At 70.3% G+C, this 19,417-nt stretch carries 13 protein-coding genes and 1 pseudogene; 11 read left to right on the top strand and 3 right to left on the bottom strand.

Annotated features, from left to right (window positions below; genetic code table 11):
- Positions 1-39 precede the first annotated feature (39 nt).
- Positions 40-990 (top strand): DMT family transporter, encoded by a 951-nt coding sequence (locus LX16_RS13810; protein ID WP_147138869.1) that lies wholly within the window; start codon positions 40-42, stop codon positions 988-990.
- Here LX16_RS13810 and LX16_RS13805 read toward each other — a convergent pair.
- Positions 950-1,558 carry an HAD family hydrolase gene (locus LX16_RS13805; protein ID WP_211354502.1) on the bottom strand — a complete coding sequence of 203 codons (609 nt, stop codon included), beginning with the start codon at positions 1,556-1,558 and terminating at the stop codon, positions 950-952. The two genes, LX16_RS13810 and LX16_RS13805, sit on opposite strands and share 41 nt — an antisense overlap.
- Before the next feature lie 96 nt (positions 1,559-1,654).
- On the opposite strand from LX16_RS13805, the gene LX16_RS13800 reads away from it, so the two are divergent.
- The 3 genes from LX16_RS13800 to LX16_RS13790 all read left to right on the top strand — a co-directional run bounded on the left by LX16_RS13800 (position 1,655) and on the right by LX16_RS13790 (position 6,824).
- The gene (locus LX16_RS13800) at positions 1,655-3,943 is read left to right on the top strand and encodes a DEAD/DEAH box helicase (RefSeq protein WP_147140767.1); all 2,289 of its coding nucleotides are present in this window, start codon (positions 1,655-1,657) and stop codon (positions 3,941-3,943) included.
- A 25-nt stretch (positions 3,944-3,968) separates the two neighbouring features.
- Complete coding sequence (locus LX16_RS13795) at positions 3,969-4,547, top strand: hypothetical protein (RefSeq protein WP_147138867.1); 579 nt, start codon at positions 3,969-3,971, stop codon at positions 4,545-4,547.
- Between the two features lie 498 nt (positions 4,548-5,045).
- Complete coding sequence (locus LX16_RS13790) at positions 5,046-6,824, top strand: ABC-F family ATP-binding cassette domain-containing protein (RefSeq protein WP_147138865.1); 1,779 nt, start codon at positions 5,046-5,048, stop codon at positions 6,822-6,824.
- A 183-nt stretch (positions 6,825-7,007) separates the two neighbouring features.
- On the opposite strand, the pseudogene LX16_RS28255 reads toward LX16_RS13790, so the two are convergent.
- Positions 7,008-7,877, bottom strand: a pseudogene (locus LX16_RS28255) (helix-turn-helix transcriptional regulator); the annotation flags it as partial.
- Between the two features lie 61 nt (positions 7,878-7,938).
- On the opposite strand from LX16_RS28255, the gene LX16_RS13780 reads away from it, so the two are divergent.
- Positions 7,939-9,411: an MFS transporter gene (locus tag LX16_RS13780; RefSeq protein ID WP_147138863.1), complete on the top strand. Its 1,473-nt coding sequence runs from the start codon at positions 7,939-7,941 to the stop codon at positions 9,409-9,411.
- A gap of 143 nt (positions 9,412-9,554) precedes the next feature.
- On the opposite strand, the gene LX16_RS13775 is transcribed toward LX16_RS13780, so the two are convergent.
- Positions 9,555-9,740 (bottom strand): hypothetical protein, encoded by a 186-nt coding sequence (locus LX16_RS13775; RefSeq protein WP_147138861.1) that lies wholly within the window; start codon positions 9,738-9,740, stop codon positions 9,555-9,557.
- A 117-nt stretch (positions 9,741-9,857) separates the two neighbouring features.
- Between LX16_RS13775 and LX16_RS13770 the strand changes: the two genes are divergently transcribed.
- From LX16_RS13770 to topA, 6 genes are all read left to right on the top strand, one after another.
- Positions 9,858-12,140, top strand: coding sequence for a helicase-associated domain-containing protein (locus LX16_RS13770; RefSeq protein WP_147138859.1), 2,283 nt, complete (start codon positions 9,858-9,860; stop codon positions 12,138-12,140).
- Between the two features lie 437 nt (positions 12,141-12,577).
- Positions 12,578-12,907: an STAS domain-containing protein gene (locus LX16_RS13765; protein WP_147138857.1), complete on the top strand. Its 330-nt coding sequence runs from the start codon at positions 12,578-12,580 to the stop codon at positions 12,905-12,907.
- A 3-nt stretch (positions 12,908-12,910) separates the two neighbouring features.
- Positions 12,911-13,342 carry an ATP-binding protein gene (locus LX16_RS13760; protein WP_147138855.1) on the top strand — a complete coding sequence of 144 codons (432 nt, stop codon included), beginning with the start codon at positions 12,911-12,913 and terminating at the stop codon, positions 13,340-13,342.
- Positions 13,343-13,447: 105 nt separating this feature from the next.
- The gene (locus tag LX16_RS13755; RefSeq protein WP_147138853.1) at positions 13,448-15,781 is read left to right on the top strand and encodes a sodium-translocating pyrophosphatase; all 2,334 of its coding nucleotides are present in this window, start codon (positions 13,448-13,450) and stop codon (positions 15,779-15,781) included.
- 90 nt (positions 15,782-15,871) lie between these two features.
- A complete protein-coding gene (locus tag LX16_RS13750) occupies positions 15,872-16,390 on the top strand; it encodes a hypothetical protein (protein ID WP_147138851.1) in 519 nt (172 codons plus the stop codon).
- Positions 16,391-16,616: 226 nt separating this feature from the next.
- A complete protein-coding gene (gene topA, locus LX16_RS13745) occupies positions 16,617-19,406 on the top strand; it encodes a type I DNA topoisomerase (protein WP_211354500.1) in 2,790 nt (929 codons plus the stop codon).
- Positions 19,407-19,417 lie beyond the last annotated feature (11 nt).

Here is a 19,417-nt window from a genome sequence, read left to right as displayed (position 1 = left end):
TCGCTTGTCCTTAACGATATCCGGCGGCACAGTCGGGACATGACGATCGATCCGGCGGGGCCCCGCCGCCTCTGGAACGACTGGCGCGTCCGGTTCGCCCTGTTGAGCACCGTGTGGGGCTTCAGCTTCCTGCTGATCAAACTCGGCACCGAGTCGTTCTCCCCGTTGCAGGTGTCGCTCGGCCGGATCGCGGCCGGAGCGGGTGTGCTGCTGGTCGCGACGGCGGTACGCCGGGACCGGCTGCCGCGCGGCCTTCGGGTGTGGATCCACCTCGCGGTGGCGGGGTTCCTGCTGAACACCCTGCCGTTCACCCTGTTCGGTTACGCCGAACTGCGGATCTCGTCCACCCTGGCCGGAATCTGCAACGCCACCACGCCGCTGTGGGGGATGCTGGTCGGCCTGGTGGCGTTGAGCGAGGACCGGCCGACCCGCCGCCGGGCGGCGGGCCTGGGCGTCGGCTTCGTCGGCGTGTTGACCGTCCTGGGGATCTGGCAGGGCTTCGCGGGCCAGGACCTCACCGGCACCGTGCTGGCACTGGTCGCCTCCGCGAGTTACGCGGTGGGGTGGGCGTACCTGCGGCGCACACTGCCCGACACCGGCCACAGCAACCTGTCGATGGCCGCCGCGCAACTGACCGCCGCCACGGCGCAACTGGTGCTGCTGGTGCCGTTCGCCACCGACGTGCCCACCGCGGTGTCCGCGCGGGCGGTGGCCGCCGTGCTCGTGCTGGGGGTGCTCGGCACCGGGGTCGCGTTCCTCATGCAGTACCGGTTGGTCATCGAGGTCGGCCCCACGGTCAGCCAGACCGTCACCTACTTCATCCCGCTGGTCGCCGCGGTCGCCGGTGTGACCCTGCTCGGTGAGGAACTGGCGTGGAGCACGCCCGTCGGAGCGGTGATCGTCCTGGTGGGGGCCGCGATGATCCAGACGGGACGGCGCGGCCCCGTGGTCACCACGTCCGCGACGCCAGCCACTCCGGGAACTCGCTGAGCGACGACAGGACCACGTCGGCGTCGCCGAAGGAGTCCGGGCCGTGGCTTCCGGTGGTCACCGCGACCGCGAGGGCGTCCGCGGCCCGGGCGGCGGCGACGTCGGCAGGGTGGTCGCCGACGTAGACGCGGGCGCCGTGCTTCCGGAGCGCGGCCGTCTTGCCCTCCGCCCACGCGAACCCGATCACGTGCGTCACCTCCAGCCGTTCGGCGTCGACGTGCAGCCCGGCGTCCCGGTCGTTCTTGCCGGTGATGACGATGGAGGTACCTCCGGCCGCGGCCACCGACGCCAACGACTCCCGCGCACCGGGCAGCAGCACCGTCACGGGAAGCCCGTGAAGGTGGTAGATCTCCCGGTACTTCGCGACGAAGGCGTCGACCCGCTCGGCGGGCAGTTGACGGCCGACCAGCATGTCGAGCGGCGGACCGAGCTCCTTGAGGAACAGGTCGACGTCGAACCCGACCCGCAGTTCGGCCGCCGCGGCGGCGAGGGTGGCCGCGATGGCGGGCCGGGTGTCGAAGAGGGTCATGTCCAGGTCGAAACCGACCACGAGTCCGGTGTGGGGCACCCTCCCAGCTTAGCGGGATACCACTAACACGGCATCCCGGCGGCCCGCACCCGGGGAGGCGATGTCATAACGGTGTGCCAGCATCGACGGGTGACCATGCCCCCCGGCGACCTGCTCCGGCGGCTCACCGTCCTGCGTGACGGCGAGCCGCTGCGACACGTGCACGAGGTGGCCCCCCGCGTCGCGGACGTGGTGGACTGGCCCGGCTGGGCCCCCGAGGGGGTACGGGAGGCGTTCCGCGCGCGGGGTGTCGACCGGCCATGGCGGCACCAGGTCACCGCCGCCGACCTCGCCCACCGGGGCACCCACACCGTCATCGCCACCGGAACCGCCTCCGGGAAGAGCATGGCCTACCAGCTGCCGACCCTGGCCGCCCAGAGCGACTCCGACGCGACCGTCGTGTACCTGTCCCCCACCAAGGCGTTGGCGGCCGACCAGTTCCGGGCACTCACCGCACTGGCCGCCCCCGGCTGCGTCCCCGCCACCCTCGACGGCGACACCCCGTACGACCAGCGGCAGTGGATCAGCCGGCACGCCAACCTGGTCCTCACCAACCCCGACATGCTCCACCACGCGATCCTGCCCAGGCACGACCGGTGGTCCCGGTTCCTGCGACGGCTGCGGTACGTCGTCGTCGACGAATGCCACGCGTACCGGGGCGTGTTCGGTTCACACGTGGCGCTGGTCCTGCGACGACTCCACCGGCTCGCCAGGCACCACGGCGCCACTCCCACGTTCATCGCCGCCTCGGCCACCACCGGCGACCCCGGTCACGGCGCGTCCCGGCTGCTCGGCGTCGACGTCACCGCGGTGACCGAGGACGCCTCACCGCATCCGGGCGTCACCTTCGGCCTGTGGGAACCACCGCTGCTGCCCGACCTCACCGGGGAACACGGCGCGCCGCAACGGCGATCGGCGCTCACCGAGACCGCCTCACTCCTGGCCGACCTGGTGAACCGGAAGGTGCGCACGGTCGCGTTCGTGCGTTCCCGGCGCGGCGTCGAACTGGTCGGGTCACTGGCGGCGGAACAGCTCGCGGGCACCGGCCGTGCCTCACGCATCGCCGCGTACCGCTCCGGCTACCTCCGCGACGACCGCCGCCGCATCGAGGCCGGCCTTCGGGACGGCGACCTGCTCGGCGTCGCCGCCACCAACGCGCTGGAACTGGGCATCGACATCGCCGGCCTGGACGCGGTGCTGCTGTGCGGCTACCCGGGAACGCTGGCCTCGCTGTGGCAACAGGCCGGGCGAGCCGGGCGCGGCGACATCCCGGCGCTGGCCGTCCTGGTGGCACGGGACGACCCGTTGGACACGTATCTCGTACATCACCCCGAGGCGGTGTTCTCCCGGCCCGTGGAGGCCACCGTCCTGGACCCGGCGAACCCGTACGTACTGGGTCCACACCTGCTGTGTGCCGCCGACGAACAGCCGATCCGGCCCGGGGAACTGGACATGTTCGGCGGTGAGGCCGCCGAGGAGGTCTTGACCGAACTGGCGGAGAGCCGACTGGTCCGGCGCCGTACCGGAGGCTGGTACTTCACCGGGCGGCGGCGGCCCGCCGTGACGTTGCGCGGTGCCGTCGGCGAACCGATCGACGTCATCGAGACCGAGTCCGGGGAACTACTGGGCACCGTCGACGCCGGATCGGCGCACACCTTGGTCCATCCCGGCGCGGTCTACCTCCACCAGGGCGACTCGTACCTCGTCGACCGGCTCGACGAGGCCGACAACGCCGCCTTCGTCCGGTCCGCCCGGCCGGAGTACTCGACGTATCCCCGCAGCACCACCGATCTGACGGTGCTTCGGGTCCGGCGGCGGCAGGAGGCCGGACCGGTCTGCCTGTACTTCGGTGACGTCGAGGTCGTCAACCAGGTCGTCGCCTACCAACGGCGGCGACTGCCCGGCGGCGAGATCATGGACGAGGTCCCACTCGACCTACCACCTCACACGTTGCGGACCGTCGCGGTGTGGTGGACCGTGTCGGAGGCGGCGCTCATGGACGCCGGCGTGCCGCGCCGTGACATCCCGGGTGCGCTGCACGCCGCCGAGCACGCCGCGATCGGACTGCTGCCGCTGGTCGCGACCTGCGACCGTTGGGACATCGGCGGCCTGTCCACCCCGGGCCACGCCGACACGGGGACACCGACGGTGTTCGTCTACGATGGACACGTGGGCGGCGCGGGGTTCGCGGAACGCGGCTTCACCGCCTGGCAGGACTGGCTCACCGCGACCCAGGACGCCGTCACCGCGTGCGGTTGCGATTTCGGCTGCCCGTCCTGCGTGCAGTCCCCCAAGTGCGGCAACGGAAACGAGCCGCTGTCCAAATCGGGCGCACTCCAGGTGCTCGGCGTGGTACTGAAAGCGGCCACCCCCGCGAACCGGTGACCCGCCGTGGCGAGACAATCACCGAGTGAGCACATCCCGTCCCGGCTGGCGCGCATACGTCGACGAATCGATGCCTTGTACCCGGCCCGGGGAGACACCGAGTTACATCATCGCCGCGGCCCTGTTGGACTCCGGCGACTGCGCCGACGCACGCTGGGCGATGGAGGCGCTCGGCGGCAAGCGGAAGAGGTTCCACTGGAAGGACGCGACTTCTAAGGAACGGGAAGCAGCGATCAGCACCGTATCCGCGTTGCCGACCTTGCACCTGCTTGTCATATCCAGTCCACTCGACCGCCGTAGGCAAGAACGGGCAAGGGCGATCACACTTCAGCGCATGCTGTTCGAGCTCGGGGTTCGGGGAGTCACGCGGGTCTGCCTCGAATCCCGTACCGAACGGCTGAACCAACGGGACATGCGTTCCGTGGACGCCGCAATGATCAACGGTTCGATAGACGCCGGTATGCAGGTACAGCACGAACTACCCCGGGACGACCCGCTCCTGTGGATACCCGACATCGTCGCGGGAGCCGTCGGATCGGCAGAGGGTCCTCTCTACGAAGACCTGACCGGGCTGACGGAAACAGTGCACCTGGAACTGCCATGATCCAGAAAGACGCGAGGCCGGAGCCCCGGTCTGCCCCGGGTGGTCCGGCCCTACTTCCGATCCCATACGTGATGGGTGGCACCTGAAAGCCTAGCACAACGTGACGAGGCCGGCGACGGAAAGTACGCATGGAAGACGGAAGGCCGGAGCCCCGGTCTGCCCCGGGCGGTCCGGCCCGACGGGTTCGGGGCGACAGCCCCCGAAGAAGGCACAGCCGATCCCATGCGCGATGGGTGGCATTCCGGATTCTAGTGCAAGCGTCTGGCCATCGGCCGAAAAAACGCGAGGCCGGAGCCCCGGTATACCCCGGGCGGTCCGGCCCTACTTCCTGTCCCATACGTGATGGGTGGCGTACGGGATTCTAGCGCAAGCGCCTGCCCACCGACGGCGACGGAAGCGGCCGGCCGCCGGCCCCGGTGCGGTCGCGCGGTGGTTCGCGGGCGGCACCCGGTATCGTTGACCGCCGTGCCGACCGTAGCGACCTCCGAGGACCTGTGAATGGCCGTCAACCTGGTGAATCTGGAGGCGGTCGGCAAGTCGTACCCGAACCGGACCCTGCTGTCCGACGTGTCGCTCGGCATCGCCGAGGGCGACCGGATCGGCGTCGTGGGGCGTAACGGCGACGGGAAGACCACCCTGCTGTCGGTGTTGGCCCGCACCGAACCGGTGGACTCCGGCCGGGTCACCCACACCGGCGGCCTCCGGCTCGGGATGCTCAGCCAGCGCGACGACCTGGACCCGGATCGCACGGTCCGCGACCAGGTCATGGGCGGTATGGCCGAGCACGAATGGGCGTCCGAGGCACGGGTCCGGGACGTCTTGACCGGCCTGTTCGGCGGACTCGACCTCCCCGGCCTCTCGCACGGCCTCGACTCGCCGGTGGGTCCGCTCTCGGGTGGTGAACGGCGCCGGGTAGCACTCGCGAAGCTGTTGATCGGGGAGCACGATCTGCTGCTACTCGACGAACCGACGAACCACCTCGACATCGAGGGCATCGCGTGGTTGGCGGGGCACCTCGCGAAACGCCGGGGTGCGCTGGCCGTCGTGACCCACGACCGCTGGTTCCTCGACGAGGTGTGCAGCCGCGTCTGGGACGTCCAGGACGGTGCCGTCCACGAGTACGAGGGCGGCTACTCCGCCTATGTGCTGGCGCGCGCCGAACGCGAACGGATCGCGGCCGTCGAGGCCGACAAGCGCGCCAACCTGATGCGCAAGGAACTGGCGTGGCTGCGCCGGGGCCCGCCCGCCCGCACCTCGAAGCCGAAGTTCCGGATCGACGCGGCGAACGCGCTCATCGCGGACGAGCCGCCGGCCCGGGACACGCCGGAACTCATGCGGTTCGCCGGTTCCCGGCTCGGCAAGATGGTCTTCGACCTCGAAGACGTCACCGTCACGGCGGGCGACAAGACCCTGTTCCGCGATCTGACCTGGCAGTTGGGACCCGGCGACCGGATCGGTCTGGTGGGAGTCAACGGGGCCGGGAAGACGTCGCTGCTGCGGGCGTTGGCCGCCGCCGCCGAACAGGACCGGCAGCCCGCGTCCGGAACCATCCGGGTGGGCAAGACGGTCAGGTTGGCGTACCTGTCACAGGAGGTCGCCGAGCTGGATCCGACCTGGCGGGTGCTGGAGTCGGTGCAGCGCGTCCGGGAGCACGTGGACCTGGGGAGCCGGCAGATGTCGGCGAGCCAGCTCTGTGAACGGTTCGGGTTCGTCGGTACGAAGCAGTGGACGCCGGTCGGCGACCTGTCCGGTGGTGAACGGCGCAGGCTCCAACTGCTCCGCCTGCTGATGGACGAACCGAACGTGCTGTTCCTGGACGAGCCCACCAACGACCTGGACATCGAGACCCTGACCCAGTTGGAGGACCTGCTCGACGGGTGGCCCGGGTCGATGATCGTGGTCAGCCACGACCGGTACTTCGTCGAACGCACCACCGACGTGGTGCAGGCGGTCCTCGGTGACGGGACGCTGCGGATGCTTCCGGGCGGCATCGAGGAGTATCTGCGGCGCCGTGCCGCGCAACCCGCCGCCTCCGCTCCCGCGGCGGGCGACCGGCCCCGGTCCGCCGATCCGCGGGCGGCGAAGAAGGAACTGACCCGGATCGAGCGGCGGCTGGAGAAGTTGACGGCCAGGGAGGCCGAACTGCACGAGGAGATGGCCGCCAACGCCACCGACGCGGCGGTCCTCGACCGGCTCACCGGGGAACTCACCGCGGTGGGTGTCGAGCAGGCCGAACTGGAGGAACGGTGGCTGGAACTGGCCGAGGAGAACGGCTGAACCCCGTCCCCGGTAGGGCCACTCCGCCCGGCACCGACGATCGTCCCCGATGTGGCGGCGAACGCGCGGCCGGTCGCTTAAGGACGGCCGGTCCCGGAGTCCGTCGTCGATCCTGTCGCGGATGGTGCGCAGGGCTTCCAGGAGTTCGGCGGGTTCGATCCCGGTGACGTCGGCGTCGAAGGTGAGCAGCAGGCCGGCGAGCCCGGCCCACGACCACGCCCCGAGCGTCAACCGGCAACTGTCGTCGGTGTGACGCTCCACCGTGGAGCCACCGGGAGCGTATCGCGCGACGGTCGAAGCGGGTAGCGCGATGATCGCCGAGCCCCTACATCGCCATTCGGCGGTGACGTCGCCGCGGTCGTGGGTGGTCATGACGAAGTCCACGGCGTCGCCGTGTGGGACGGCGCGGCGCGTGAAGGGCGTGTGGGTGGGTGTGCCCGGTACGAGGCGGTCCAGCCGCATGGCACGCCACCGGTCCGTCGCGGGTTCGTAGGCGACGAGATACCAGCGGGCGGCCCAGACCACGAGGTCGTGCGGTTCGAGGGTGAACGTGGCGGTGTCGCCGTCGCCGGTGTACTCGGCACGCAGGAGATGACGTCGGTCGATCGCGGTGCCGACGGCGTGGACCAGCGCGGCGTCGATGGGTGGCGCCGGGAACTCCCAGTAGTTCCGGGCCGAAGAGACGGTGAACGCACGGGCGTGGCGGCGGCTGCGTTCCGGCATCACGTGGTGCAGCGTCGCCAGGGCACGGGCCGCGTTCTCGCGGATGCCGGAGAGGATCGCCGGGGCGGTCTGCAGGGCGACGGCGGCGGCGACCGCCTGGTCCTCGTCGAAGACGACGGGAGGGAGTCGTGTGGCGCGGCCGAGCCGGTAGCCGCCTCCGGTGCCGCGTACGGCCTCGATGTCATAGCCGAGGTCTCGGAGCGTGTCGACGTCGCGCCGCACGGTTCGCCGCGAGACCCCGAGCCGGGAGGCCAGTTCCTCCGCCGTCAGAGTCGCGCCGGTGCCGAAGATCGACAGCAGTGTGAGGGTCCGTGCGGAGGTGTCGGCCATGCCCGATCCTCCCACCGGTAGTGGCCACTCGGTGGCAACTACGGGTGCCATGGTTGCCCGCATGACCACTCAACAGGCCTCCCGAACGGGCGCGTCCGCTCAGCCGTCACCCACCCTCGTCGCCGGAACGGGGGCGAGCGCCGCCCTGCTCGTGGTGCTGTTCGGCTCCTTCATGGACCTGCTCGACGCCACGATCGTCACCGTCGCCGCTCCCGCCATCGTCCGGGACCTGGGGGCGAGTGACGCGCAGATCCAGTGGACGATCGCCGCCTACGTCCTCGCGCTGGGGGCGGGGCTCGTCACCGGCGGTCGACTGGGAGACCGGTACGGTCGCAAGCGGCTGTTCATGACCGGACTCGCGGGGTTCATGGTCACCTCCGCGCTGTGCGCGCTGGCCGCCGATCCCGGAATGCTGATCGGTATGCGCGCCGCCCAGGGCATCACCGCCGGCGTCATGGTCCCCCAGGTGTTCGGCATCATCCGCGCCTCCTTCGCTCCCGGAGAGCGCGCCAGGGCGTTCGGCGCGTATGGAGCGGTTCAGGGGCTCGCGTCCGTGGCCGGTCCACTGTTGGGCGGCCTGCTCGTGGACGCCGACCTGTTCGGTCTCGGCTGGCGCACCGTCTTCTGGATCAACGTGCCGGTGTCGCTCCTGGCGCTCGTCATCGGCGCGAAGGTCCTGCCGGAGTCCCGATCCACGTCACGCGGCCGTCTCGACCTCCCCGGTGCGCTGCTCGCGGCCTCGGGCATCCTTCTGCTGCTGTTGCCGATCATCCAGACCGACACCTGGGGCTGGACGTGGTCGAGCTACGTCCTACTCGCCGCCGGGCTCGTCGTCCTGTCGGTCTTCCTCGTCTACGAACGGCGTCTGGCCGCGCGTGGGCGTGAGCCGGTCTTCGACCCGGCGCTTCTGCGGATCCGGGCGTTCGCCGGCGGCCTGTGCGTCTCGACGCTGTTCTTCGGCGGCATCGGGGCCTTCTTTCTCACCCTCTCCGTCTACCTGCAGAACGGGACGGGCCGCACCGCGTGGGAGACCGGCCTGGTGATCCTGCCCTACGCGATCGGGTCGATCACGACCTCCGGCCTCGGCGTCGCACTCGCGGCCAGGGCGGGCCGGGTGCTGCTCATCTCGGGCGCCGTCACGATCGCGGTCTCCCATCTGGTGCTCTGGCGCGTCGTCGCCGACGGCGACGCACCCGGTTACTGGCCGCTCGCCATGGCGTTGCTCATCGGCGGTCTCGGCCTGGGCCTCGCCGCACCGATCCTGGTCAATGTCGTCCTCGCCGGGATCCCCGGTCGGGACGCCGGTGCCGCGGGTGGCGTGCTGTCCACGGTCAACCAGATCGGCGGCGCCGTCGGCATCGCCGTGCTCGGTACCGTCTTCTTCACCACCGCCGCCGGAACGACCGACGGCCCACCCGCCTTGACCGACTACGGCGACGCGCTCGGCATCGTCCTACTCGTCTCGGCGGGCCTGTACGTCCTCACCGCGCTCATGATGCTCACGCTCCCGAAGACCGCCGCGACCACGGACTGACCCGCCGCCGCGGGATCCGCCGGACGCGCCACCGGGATGCCGGGGCACCTCGGGGCCGTCCCGTCTTCACAGGACCCCGGACACGCGGGTGGCACGGACACGTCGACCGTGTCCGTGCCACCCGCGTCCCGCACCGGTGCGGGTCAGTCCTGCGGAAGCCGCGGCGGTTCCGGGTTGGAGTGCTCCCAGTTCAGCGACTCGGGCGACATCGGGATCGCCACGTCGTCACCGAACGGTGAACTCGCCGCCGCCATCGGGGAGGTCAGTTCGGTGATCGGCAGGTGGCCGTCCTTCACCGGCTTGATACGGGTGCGCTTCGAGTCGGTCATGTTCGAAAGTGTCTCACGGGTGGACCGCCGTACCGCCCCGGTGCCCGGCTCGGCGAACCGCCGTCACACCGCGCGAGCCACCGCGCCCACCGACCGCGACGACGTACCGTAGATCAGATGGCCGCCACACCCTCCGCCGCCGCGGAGTCGCTCACCCACACGCTTCGTTCCATGTCGGACGACGCGCTCGCGACGCTGCTGCGACAACGCCCCGATCTCGCGGTCCCCCGTCCCGGCGACATGGCGGCGCTCGCTGGGCGTTCCCGGACGGCGATGTCGGTGTCGCGGGCGCTGGACCTGCTGGACGAACCGACGCTGCGGGTGCTCGACGGCCTCCGGCTGGCGGCCGACGACCCCTCGGGGGAGGCACCGGTGACCTCGCTGTCGGCGTTGTCGGGCCTGCTGACGGACGGCGGTGACGCCACCGCCGCCGTCGCCCGGTTGCGCGAACTGGCGCTGCTGTGGGGTCCCGACGACCGGCTGCGTTTCCCGGCGTCGGTGGCGGAGGCCGCCGGTCCCTATCCCGCCGGGTTGGGACGGCCCGCCGCCGAACTGGGCGAGGAGGCGGCGGCGCTGGTCTCCGACTCGGCGGCGTTGCGGCGCGCCGTGATGGCCGCACCACCGGCCGCGCGGGCGGTGCTCGACCGGCTCGCCGAGGGGCCGCCGATCGGCACCGTCGCCAACGCCCTCGACGGCGGCACCGAGGGTGACAGTCCGGTGCGGTGGCTGATCGGTCGTCACCTGCTGGTGCCGGTCGCCGAGGACACCGTCGAGTTGCCCCGGGAGCTGGGGGTGCTGCTGCGGCGGGACACCGGCCCGCTCGGTCCGCTTCGCAGCCAGCCGCAGCCCACGACCGACGGCCCGGGCACGCACGCGGTGGACGACTTCGCGGCGGCGCGGGTCATGGAGGTGGTGGGGCAGGCCGAGGCGGTCTTCACCTCGCTGTCGGCCGAACCCGCCCCCGAGATCAAGTCCGGCGGCATCGGGATGCAACGACTGCACCGGATCGCCCGTGACACCGGACTGACCGACACCGAGGCGGCCCTGCTGCTGGAGGCCGGATACGCCGCCGGACTGCTCGGTCGCGACCCCGGTTGGCTTCCCTCCAGCGCGTACGACGGCTGGCTCGCCGACGACACGGCCGGGAGGTGGACGGTGCTCGCGCGCGCGTGGCTGGACTCGCCGCGCGACGTCCGGCTGCTCGGCACGCAACCGGGCAGGCAGCGGCCGGGGACGGTCCTGTCGGAGGGGCTGGTGTCCCGGCTGGCGCCGGAACGCCGCCGTGAACTGCTGCACCTGATGGCGGCGTATCCGCCGGGGACCCCGTTGAGCCCCGAGATGCTGGTGCGGATCCTCGCGTGGCGGCGTCCCCGGCGACACAACGAGGAGATGATCCGGGCGATTCACCGCCAGGCCGCGTTCCTGGGTGTCATCGCGGTGGACGCCCTCACCGATCACGGGCGGCAGCTCATCCGGGAGCCCGCCGACGACGATCCACTCGGTATCCGCGCGCCGGAGACCGATCCGGTGGTGACGGTGCTCCGGGACGTCCTTCCGGAGCCGGTGGACCACCTCATCGTGCAGAGCGACCTGTCGGTGGTGGTGCCGGGGCCGCCGTCGGTGCTGCTGGCGGCGGAGTTGTCGCTGGTGACCGAGCCGGAGTCGCAGGCGGTGCACCGGATCACCGAGAACAGCATCCGTCGCGCCCTGGACGCCGGGTACTCGGCGGAGGACATCCGTGGGTTGTTCACGCGGCGGGCGCGGGGGGAACTGCCTCAGACGTTGGGTTACCTGATCGGGGACGTGGCGCGGCGGCACGGCGGACTGCGCGCCGGGGACGCGGGCGGGTACCTGCGCAGCGAGGACCCGGCGGTGTTGGCGCAGCTCCTCGGGGACCGCCGGCTCGCTCCGCTGCGGCTGCGGCAGTTGGCGCCTTCGGTGCTGGTGAGCCGTCTGCCGCTGGCCGACCTGGTCGACGCGTTGCGGCGGGCCGGCTATTCACCGGTCACCGAGGACGACACCGGTGACATCGTCATCGACCGCCGGGTGCCGCCCAGGGCGAGGACCGCCGACCGCCCGGCCGACCCGGGTGATCCGTCGCCGCGGGTGGACGGTGCGCCGTTGCTGGCGTTGATCGAGCAGTTGCGGATCTCCGACGCCCGGGCGCCCAGGGACGGCGGCGGTCCCTCGGACAAGGTGCGGGAGTCGCTGGAGCGGGCGGTCCCGGGGCGCGAACCGGTGTGGGTCGAGTACACCGACGGGCGCGGTGAGGTGGTGCGCAGGTTGTTGCGGCCGGTGTCGCTGTCGGCGGGTTACCTGCGGGCGGAGGATCGCCGGACGGACATGCTGCACACGATCGCGGTCTCGGCCATCCGGTCGGTGACCGTCGTCAACGTGTGAGGGCGCGCGTCTTGCCGGGCGCGTCCTGGGCGACCGGTGGTCGTGTCGTTCGGAGGGTGCGGGCGGAAGTCCTGGAGGTCCGCAGGTCTCCGGTGACGCCGCGAGTCGTCGCGGTGGGAGAGCGGTCCGGGACCGAGCCGGGCCGCCGACGGGGAGCCGGGTATCCGTCGGAGGCCCGTTCGGCCGAAGCCCCTGAAAGGCCGTAGCCACGTGTGTCACGAGCTCGTCAGCCCCGGTTCTCGCTTTCCGGGGCTGTGACCGATGACCATGCCCCATGATTCTGTGCGTCGGCTTAGCCGAACCTGGGAGGAAGCTGGTAGCCGTGACGTGACCGGCCCCGCCAGAGGGGACACGGCGCTGGCGGTTCGGCCGGGCGGGGTGGCAACCTTTAAGCTGTCAGTCGTCCGATGACGACCTATGGCAGGGTGGTGGCAGCGATGGACCTGATCCTGAGTACCGCGACGGCCGGTGAGCTCACCGTCGTCTCGGTCACCGGCGAGATCGACATGTACACCGCTCCTCAACTGCGCGGATACCTGACCGAACTGCTCGCCGAAGGGGTGACCCGGCTGGCCATCGACGTCAACGGGGTCGACTTCTGCGACTCGACGGGCCTCGGGGTTTTCATCGGCACGCTACGACGACTGCGTGAAGTAGGAGGCAGCCTCATCATCGTCTGCGCCCGGGAACAGATGCTGAAGATCTTCCAACTGACCGGCCTGCAAAAGGTGTTCGACATCAGGCCGCAACTTCCCACGGACGGCTGAGGCATGCCGGTCGTCCGCTTCGGTTTCACCCCGGCGCCGGTTCACGTACGCACCGCCCGCCTCGTGGCGGCCTCGGTGGCCCAGCGGGCGCCGCTGCCCAACGAACTGCTGTCGGAGGTGCGGCAGGCGGCGGGTGAGGCGTGTTCGCGGGCGGTCGCCCGTCACCGCCGCTTCGGGGTTCGGGAACTGGTGCGGATGGAGTTGACCATTGGTGCGAGTTTCGTGGCCGAAGTTGCCGATTTCGCCCCGGTTACGCGCAACACGCTGCGCACTTCCGCCGTCGAGGCGGAGGAGCTGACCGGGAAGACCACCGACGAGGACACCCTGACCGAAGAGGTCGCACTCGCCCTGCTGGGCGGTCTCGTCACCGATCTCCAGGTAATCGAGGGCCGCGACGGCGTCGGCAGCGTCGTCAGGATGGCCTGGCCGCTCTGAACCGATCCGTCACGCACCGCCAGCATGACGAATAGTGGCCGCCGTTACACTCCGCTGGTTGTTTCCCCAGGCCCGACCGGGGGATCGAAACTTCCAGGAGAATAAATGCCTACTACGTTGCTCGCCGACGGTGGCGGCAGCGCGGTCAATGTGAACATCAGCTACGTGGTCTTGGCCATCGTGCTGGCGTTGATCGCGCTGGGCTTCGCCGCCGCCCTCGTGAAGGCGGTGCTGAACACCGGCAAGGGCACCGAGAAGATGCAGGAGATCGCGGGAGCCGTCCAGGAGGGCGCCTCGGCGTACCTCAAGCGGCAGTTCCGCACCCTCGGCATCTTCGTCGTCGTCGCCGTCGTCTTGTTGTGGCTGCTGCCGGTGCACGGCACCGACAACGAGACCATGGTCAAACTGGGTCGCAGTGCCTTCTTCATCGTCGGCGCCGGATTCAGCGCCTTCATCGGCTGGGCCGGAATGTCACTGGCCACCCGCGCCAACCTGCGTGTCGCCTCGGCCGCCCGCGACGGCAACCGGCCGGGCGCGATGCAGATCGCGTTCCGCACCGGCGGCGTGGTCGGCTTCCTGACCGTCGGATTGGGTCTGCTGGGTGCCGCGCTCGTCGTCATGATCTACAAGGGCGACGCCGCGACCGTTCTCGAGGGCTTCGGGTTCGGTGCCGCCATGCTCGCCATGTTCATGCGGGTCGGCGGCGGCATCTTCACCAAGGCCGCCGACGTCGGCGCCGACCTGGTCGGCAAGGTCGAGCAGGGCATCCCCGAGGACGACCCCCGCAACGCCGCCACCATCGCCGACAACGTCGGTGACAACGTCGGCGACTGCGCCGGCATGGCAGCCGACCTGTTCGAGTCCTACGCGGTCACCCTGGTCGCGTCGCTCATCCTGGGCCAGGTCGCCTTCGGCGACACCGGCCTGGTGCTGCCGCTGATCATCGGCTCGGTCGGTATCGTCACCGCCATCCTCGGCGTGGTCATCACCAAGCTGCGCGCCTCGGACAAGAGCGGCCTCACCGCCATCAACCGGGCGTTCTTCATCTCCGCCGTCGTGGCGGCGATCCTGTCGGCGGGCGCGATCCTCGTGGCGGTCCCCGCCGAGTGGAGCGCGTTGGGCGTGGACATCGACACCGAGGGTCTGGCCCTGACCCCGCAGGCCGTCGCCATCATCGCCGTCGTCATCGGCATCGTGCTGGCCGCCGCCATCATGGCGCTGACCGGCTACTACACCGAACCGGAGAAGCGCCCGGTCAGCGACGTCGCCAAGACCTCGCTCACCGGCCCGGCCACCGTCATCCTGTCCGGCATCTCGCTGGGCTTCGAGTCGGCGGTGTTCTCGGCGCTGCTCATCGGCGCCGGCGTCTTCGGCGCCTACCTGCTGGGCGGCGGCGCCATCATGGTGTCGCTGTTCGCCATCGCCCTTGCCGGCTGCGGCCTGCTGACCACCGTCGGCGTCATCGTCGCCATGGACACCTTCGGCCCGATCAGCGACAACGCGCAGGGCATCGCGGAGATGTCCGGCGACATCGACGAGGCGGGTGCCCGCACCCTGACCGACCTCGACGCGGTCGGCAACACCACCAAGGCCATCACCAAGGGCATCGCGATCGCCACCGCCGTTCTGGCGGCGACCGCCCTGTTCGGCTCGTACAACATCGCCATGGAGACGGCGCTGACGGCGGCGGGCGACACGGTGGACGTCACGATCGACGCCCTGCTCAACCTCGCCAACCCCGCCAACATCGTCGGTGTCATCACCGGTGCCGCGGTCGTGTTCCTGTTCTCCGGGCTCGCGGTCAACGCGGTGTCGCGGTCGGCGGGTGCCGTGGTGTACGAGGTGCGGCGCCAGTTCCGGGAGTTCCCGGGCATCATGGACGGTTCGCAGCGGCCGGAGTACGGCCGGGTCGTGGACATCTGCACCCGTGACGCCCAGCGTGAACTCATGACGCCGGGCCTGCTGGCGGTCATGGCTCCCATCGCGGTCGGTTTCGGGCTCGGTGTCGGCGCGTTGGCCGCCTACCTGGCCGGCGCCATCGCGTGCGGCGTCCTCATGGCGATCTTCCTGGCCAACTCCGGTGGCGCCTGGGACAACGCCAAGAAGGCCGTCGAGGACGGGGCGCACGGCGGCAAGGGCACCGAGGCCCACGACGCCACCGTCATCGGCGACACCGTCGGCGACCCGTTCAAGGACACCGCCGGCCCGGCCATCAACCCGCTGATCAAGGTCATGAACCTGGTCGCGCTGCTGATCGCCCCGGCCATCGTGATGTTCTCCTACGGCGACGACGCCAACCCGGTGGTCCGGTACGGCATCGCGCTGGTGGCGTTGTTCGTGGTCGTCGGCGCCGTGGCCTGGAGCCGCAGCAAGCCGATCATGGTCGGTGAGACCAGCGACGACGGCGAGGTGGAGAAGTCGGAGAAGGTCGACGCCTGACCCCTCCACCCTCGAAGTCACCGGTGGGGCACCCCGATTCGGGGTGCCCCACCGGCGTGTCCGGGCCGGCCCCGGTGGCAGGCTGACGGGATGCGAATGCGTGTGGCCCTGCTGTCCGGCGTCCTGGCACTGTCGCTGGCCGCCTGCTCCGGTGGGGAGGTACCGGCGACGGAGTGGGCGGGCGCGGTCTGCGAGGCACTGCGTCCCTGGCAGGCCGAGATCGACGAACTCACCGCCGACGCCAACGTCGCGATGAACCCCGAATCCACTCCCGAACAGGCCCGTGACCAGCTTCTCGACCTGCTGGCCGGTGCCGCCGAGGCCAGCCGGACCGCGCACGAGGAGGTGACGGCCGCGGGGGTCCCGGACGTACCCGACGGCGCCCACATCGCGACGGTCTTCGCCGACTCGTTGGCGGCCACCGGCGACGCGTACCAGGGCGCGCACGACCGGCTCTCCGACCTGGACCCGGCGGCGCCGGACTTCTACGACCAGGTGGCTCAGGTGATGTCCGACCTGTCGGAGGAGTACGCGGCGGTCCCGCAGGTCGCCGCCCTCGATTCCACCGAGCTGAGCGAGGCGTTCGCGGCGACCCCCGAGTGCGCGTGAGGCCGCTGCCGGGCGTGGTGTTTACCTCACGCGGTGCGCGGTACGCCCCCATGGATATAGAGTGCGGTTGGTGTGTGTCCGCCGGCTCGGCGGGTGTGGGGTGGCGCGATACGCACCGGTACGTGGGGTGCGCGACCTGTGTTTCCGGAAAAACGTTAGTTTTGAGAGCCAACCGCACTTCACAATCGGTATCTACCAGTTTCAGCCTACGAGTGGGATTGACGCAGTGGCTCCTACCACCAAACGCCTGGTCATCGTCGAGTCTCCGGCGAAGGCCAAGACCATCGCCGGTTACCTCGGTGACGACTACATCGTTGAGTCGAGCCTGGGTCACATCAGGGATCTGCCGCGCAACGCCAAGGAGATCCCCGCCGAGCACGCCAAGAAGCCGTGGGCGCGGCTCGGAGTGGACGTCGAACACGACTTCACTCCGCTCTATGTGGTCAATCCGGATCGGAAGGCGCACGTCAAGGTCCTCAAGGACGCCCTCAAACAGGTGGACGAACTCCTGCTGGCGACCGATGAGGACCGCGAGGGCGAGGCGATCGCCTATCACCTGCTGGAGACGCTGAAGCCGAAGGTGCCGGTGAAGCGGATGGTGTTCCACGAGATCACCAAGCCCGCGATCGAGGCGGCGGTCGCGAACCCGCGCGAGATCTATCAGTCTCTTGTGGACGCACAAGAGGCGCGTCGCATCCTCGACCGGCTGTACGGCTACGAGGTGTCGCCGGTGTTGTGGAAGAAGGTCCGGCCACGGTTGTCGGCGGGCCGGGTGCAGTCGGTGGCCACGCGGATCGTCGTGGAGCGGGAACGCGCCCGGATGCGCTTCGTCACGGCCGACTACTGGGGCATCACCGCGCACCTGCGCACCGCCGACGGTACCGAGTTCGCGGCCAACCTGCTGAGCTTCGACGGCGACCGGGTCGCCACCGGCAAGGACTTCGAGGCGGAGACCGGCCGGCCCCGCTCCGGCGTCGTGCAGCTCGACGAGGCCGGCGCGCGCGGACTGGCCGCCCGACTGTCCGAAGTGCCCTACACGGTCGGCCGGGTCGAGAACAAACCGTACCGCCGCCGCCCATACGCGCCGTTCATCACCTCGACGCTCCAACAGGAGGCGTCGCGGAAACTGCGGCAGTCGAGCGCCCAGACCATGCGCATCGCGCAACGCCTGTACGACAACGGTTACATCACGTACATGCGTACCGACTCGACGAACCTGTCGGACACCGCGCTCAACGCCGCCCGGCGGCAGGCCGCCGAACTGTACGGTCCGCAGTACGTCCCCGCCGAACCCCGCCGTTACTCGCGGAAGGTCAAGAACGCCCAGGAGGCCCACGAGGCGATCCGGCCCGCCGGCGACACCTTCCGCACCCCGCAGCAACTCGCCAACGAGCTGTCCACGGAGGACATGCGGCTCTACGAACTGATCTGGCGGCGCACCATCGCCTCCCAGATGACCGACGCGGTGGGGAACTCGGTGTCGGTGCGGATCTCCGCCACGTCACGCAACGGCGAGGAGTGCGAGTTCGGGGCGTCGGGCAAGACGATCACCGATCCGGGCTTCCTCAAGGCGTACGTCGAGTCACGCGACGAGGGCGAGACCGACGACGCCGAACGCCGCCTGCCGGAACTCGAACGCGGCCAGGAACTCACCGCCGACCGGCTCGACCCGGCCGGTCACCGCACCCAGCCCCCGGCGCGCTACACCGAGGCGTCGCTGGTGAAGGCGCTGGAGGAACGCGGCATCGGACGGCCGTCCACCTACGCGTCCATCATGCAGACCATCCAGGACCGCGGCTACGTGTTCAAACGCGGCCAGGCCCTGATTCCCGCGTTCCTGGCGTTCGCGGTGGTCGGGTTGATGGAGAACCACTTCGGCCGTCTCGTGGACTACGACTTCACCGCCGGCATGGAGTCCGAACTGGACAACATCGCCGCCGGTGAGGCGCGGGCGCTGAACTTCCTACGGGACTTCTACTTCGGCGGTGCCGGAGGCGAGGGCTCGGTCGCCGCCGCCGGCGGGCTGAAGCACCTGGTCGCCGAGGAGTTGGGACGCATCGACGCCCGCGGCGTCAACTCGATCCCGTTGTTCACCGACGACCAGGACCGCCGGGTGGTTGCCAGGGTGGGCCAGTACGGTCCGTATCTCGAACGGTTCGCGCCCGACGCCCCCGCCGACGAACCCGGCGAACGGGTGTCCATTCCGGAGTCGATGGCCCCCGACGAGGTGACACCGGAGAAGGTGGAGGAGCTGTACGAGATCGGCTCGGGGGAACGGGAACTGGGCGACCACCCCGACACCGGGGAACCGGTGTACGCCAAGTCCGGCCGGTACGGCCCCTACGTCGTCAGCGGTGAGAAGTCCGCGTCGTTGCTGTCCGACATGAAGCTCCCCGAGATCACCCTGGAGGACGCGGTCAGGCTGCTGACGCTGCCCCGGTTGGTCGGCGTCGACGACGACGGCGAGGAGATCCGCACCGGTCAGGGACCGCACGGCCCCTACGTGGTCAAGAAGCGCGACTACCGGTCGCTCACCGACGAGAGCCAGCTCTTCACACTCACGATGGACGAGGCCAGGCGGCTGTTGGCCCAGCCCAAGCAGCGCGGCCGGGCGCGCCCGCCGCTCAAGGAGCTCGGTGAGGACCCCGCCACCAAACTGCACGTCGTGATCAAGGACGGCCGGTTCGGGCCCTACGCGACCGACGGGGAGACCAACGCCTCGTTGAAGAAGACCGACACCATCGAGGACATCACGATCGACCGCGCCTCAGAACTGCTGGCGGAACGCCGATCGAAGGCGCCCGCGCCGAAGAAGGCTGCCAAGAAGGCCACCGCGAAGAAGGCCACCAAGGCCGCGGCGAAGAAGACGACCAAGAAGACCGCGGCGAAGAAGGCCGCCAAGAAGACCGCGGCCGCCGGCAAGTCGGCGAAGCAGACCACCACCCGGACGGTCAAGAAGGCGGCGGCCAAGAAGACGGCGAAGAAGAAGACCGGCGACCCGCGCAAGGACGGCTGAGCCCCACCACA

Source organism: Stackebrandtia albiflava, from assembly GCF_007994225.1.
Taxonomy (GTDB): domain Bacteria; phylum Actinomycetota; class Actinomycetes; order Mycobacteriales; family Micromonosporaceae; genus Stackebrandtia; species Stackebrandtia albiflava.
This window is presented reverse-complemented; position numbering and strand designations above follow the sequence as displayed.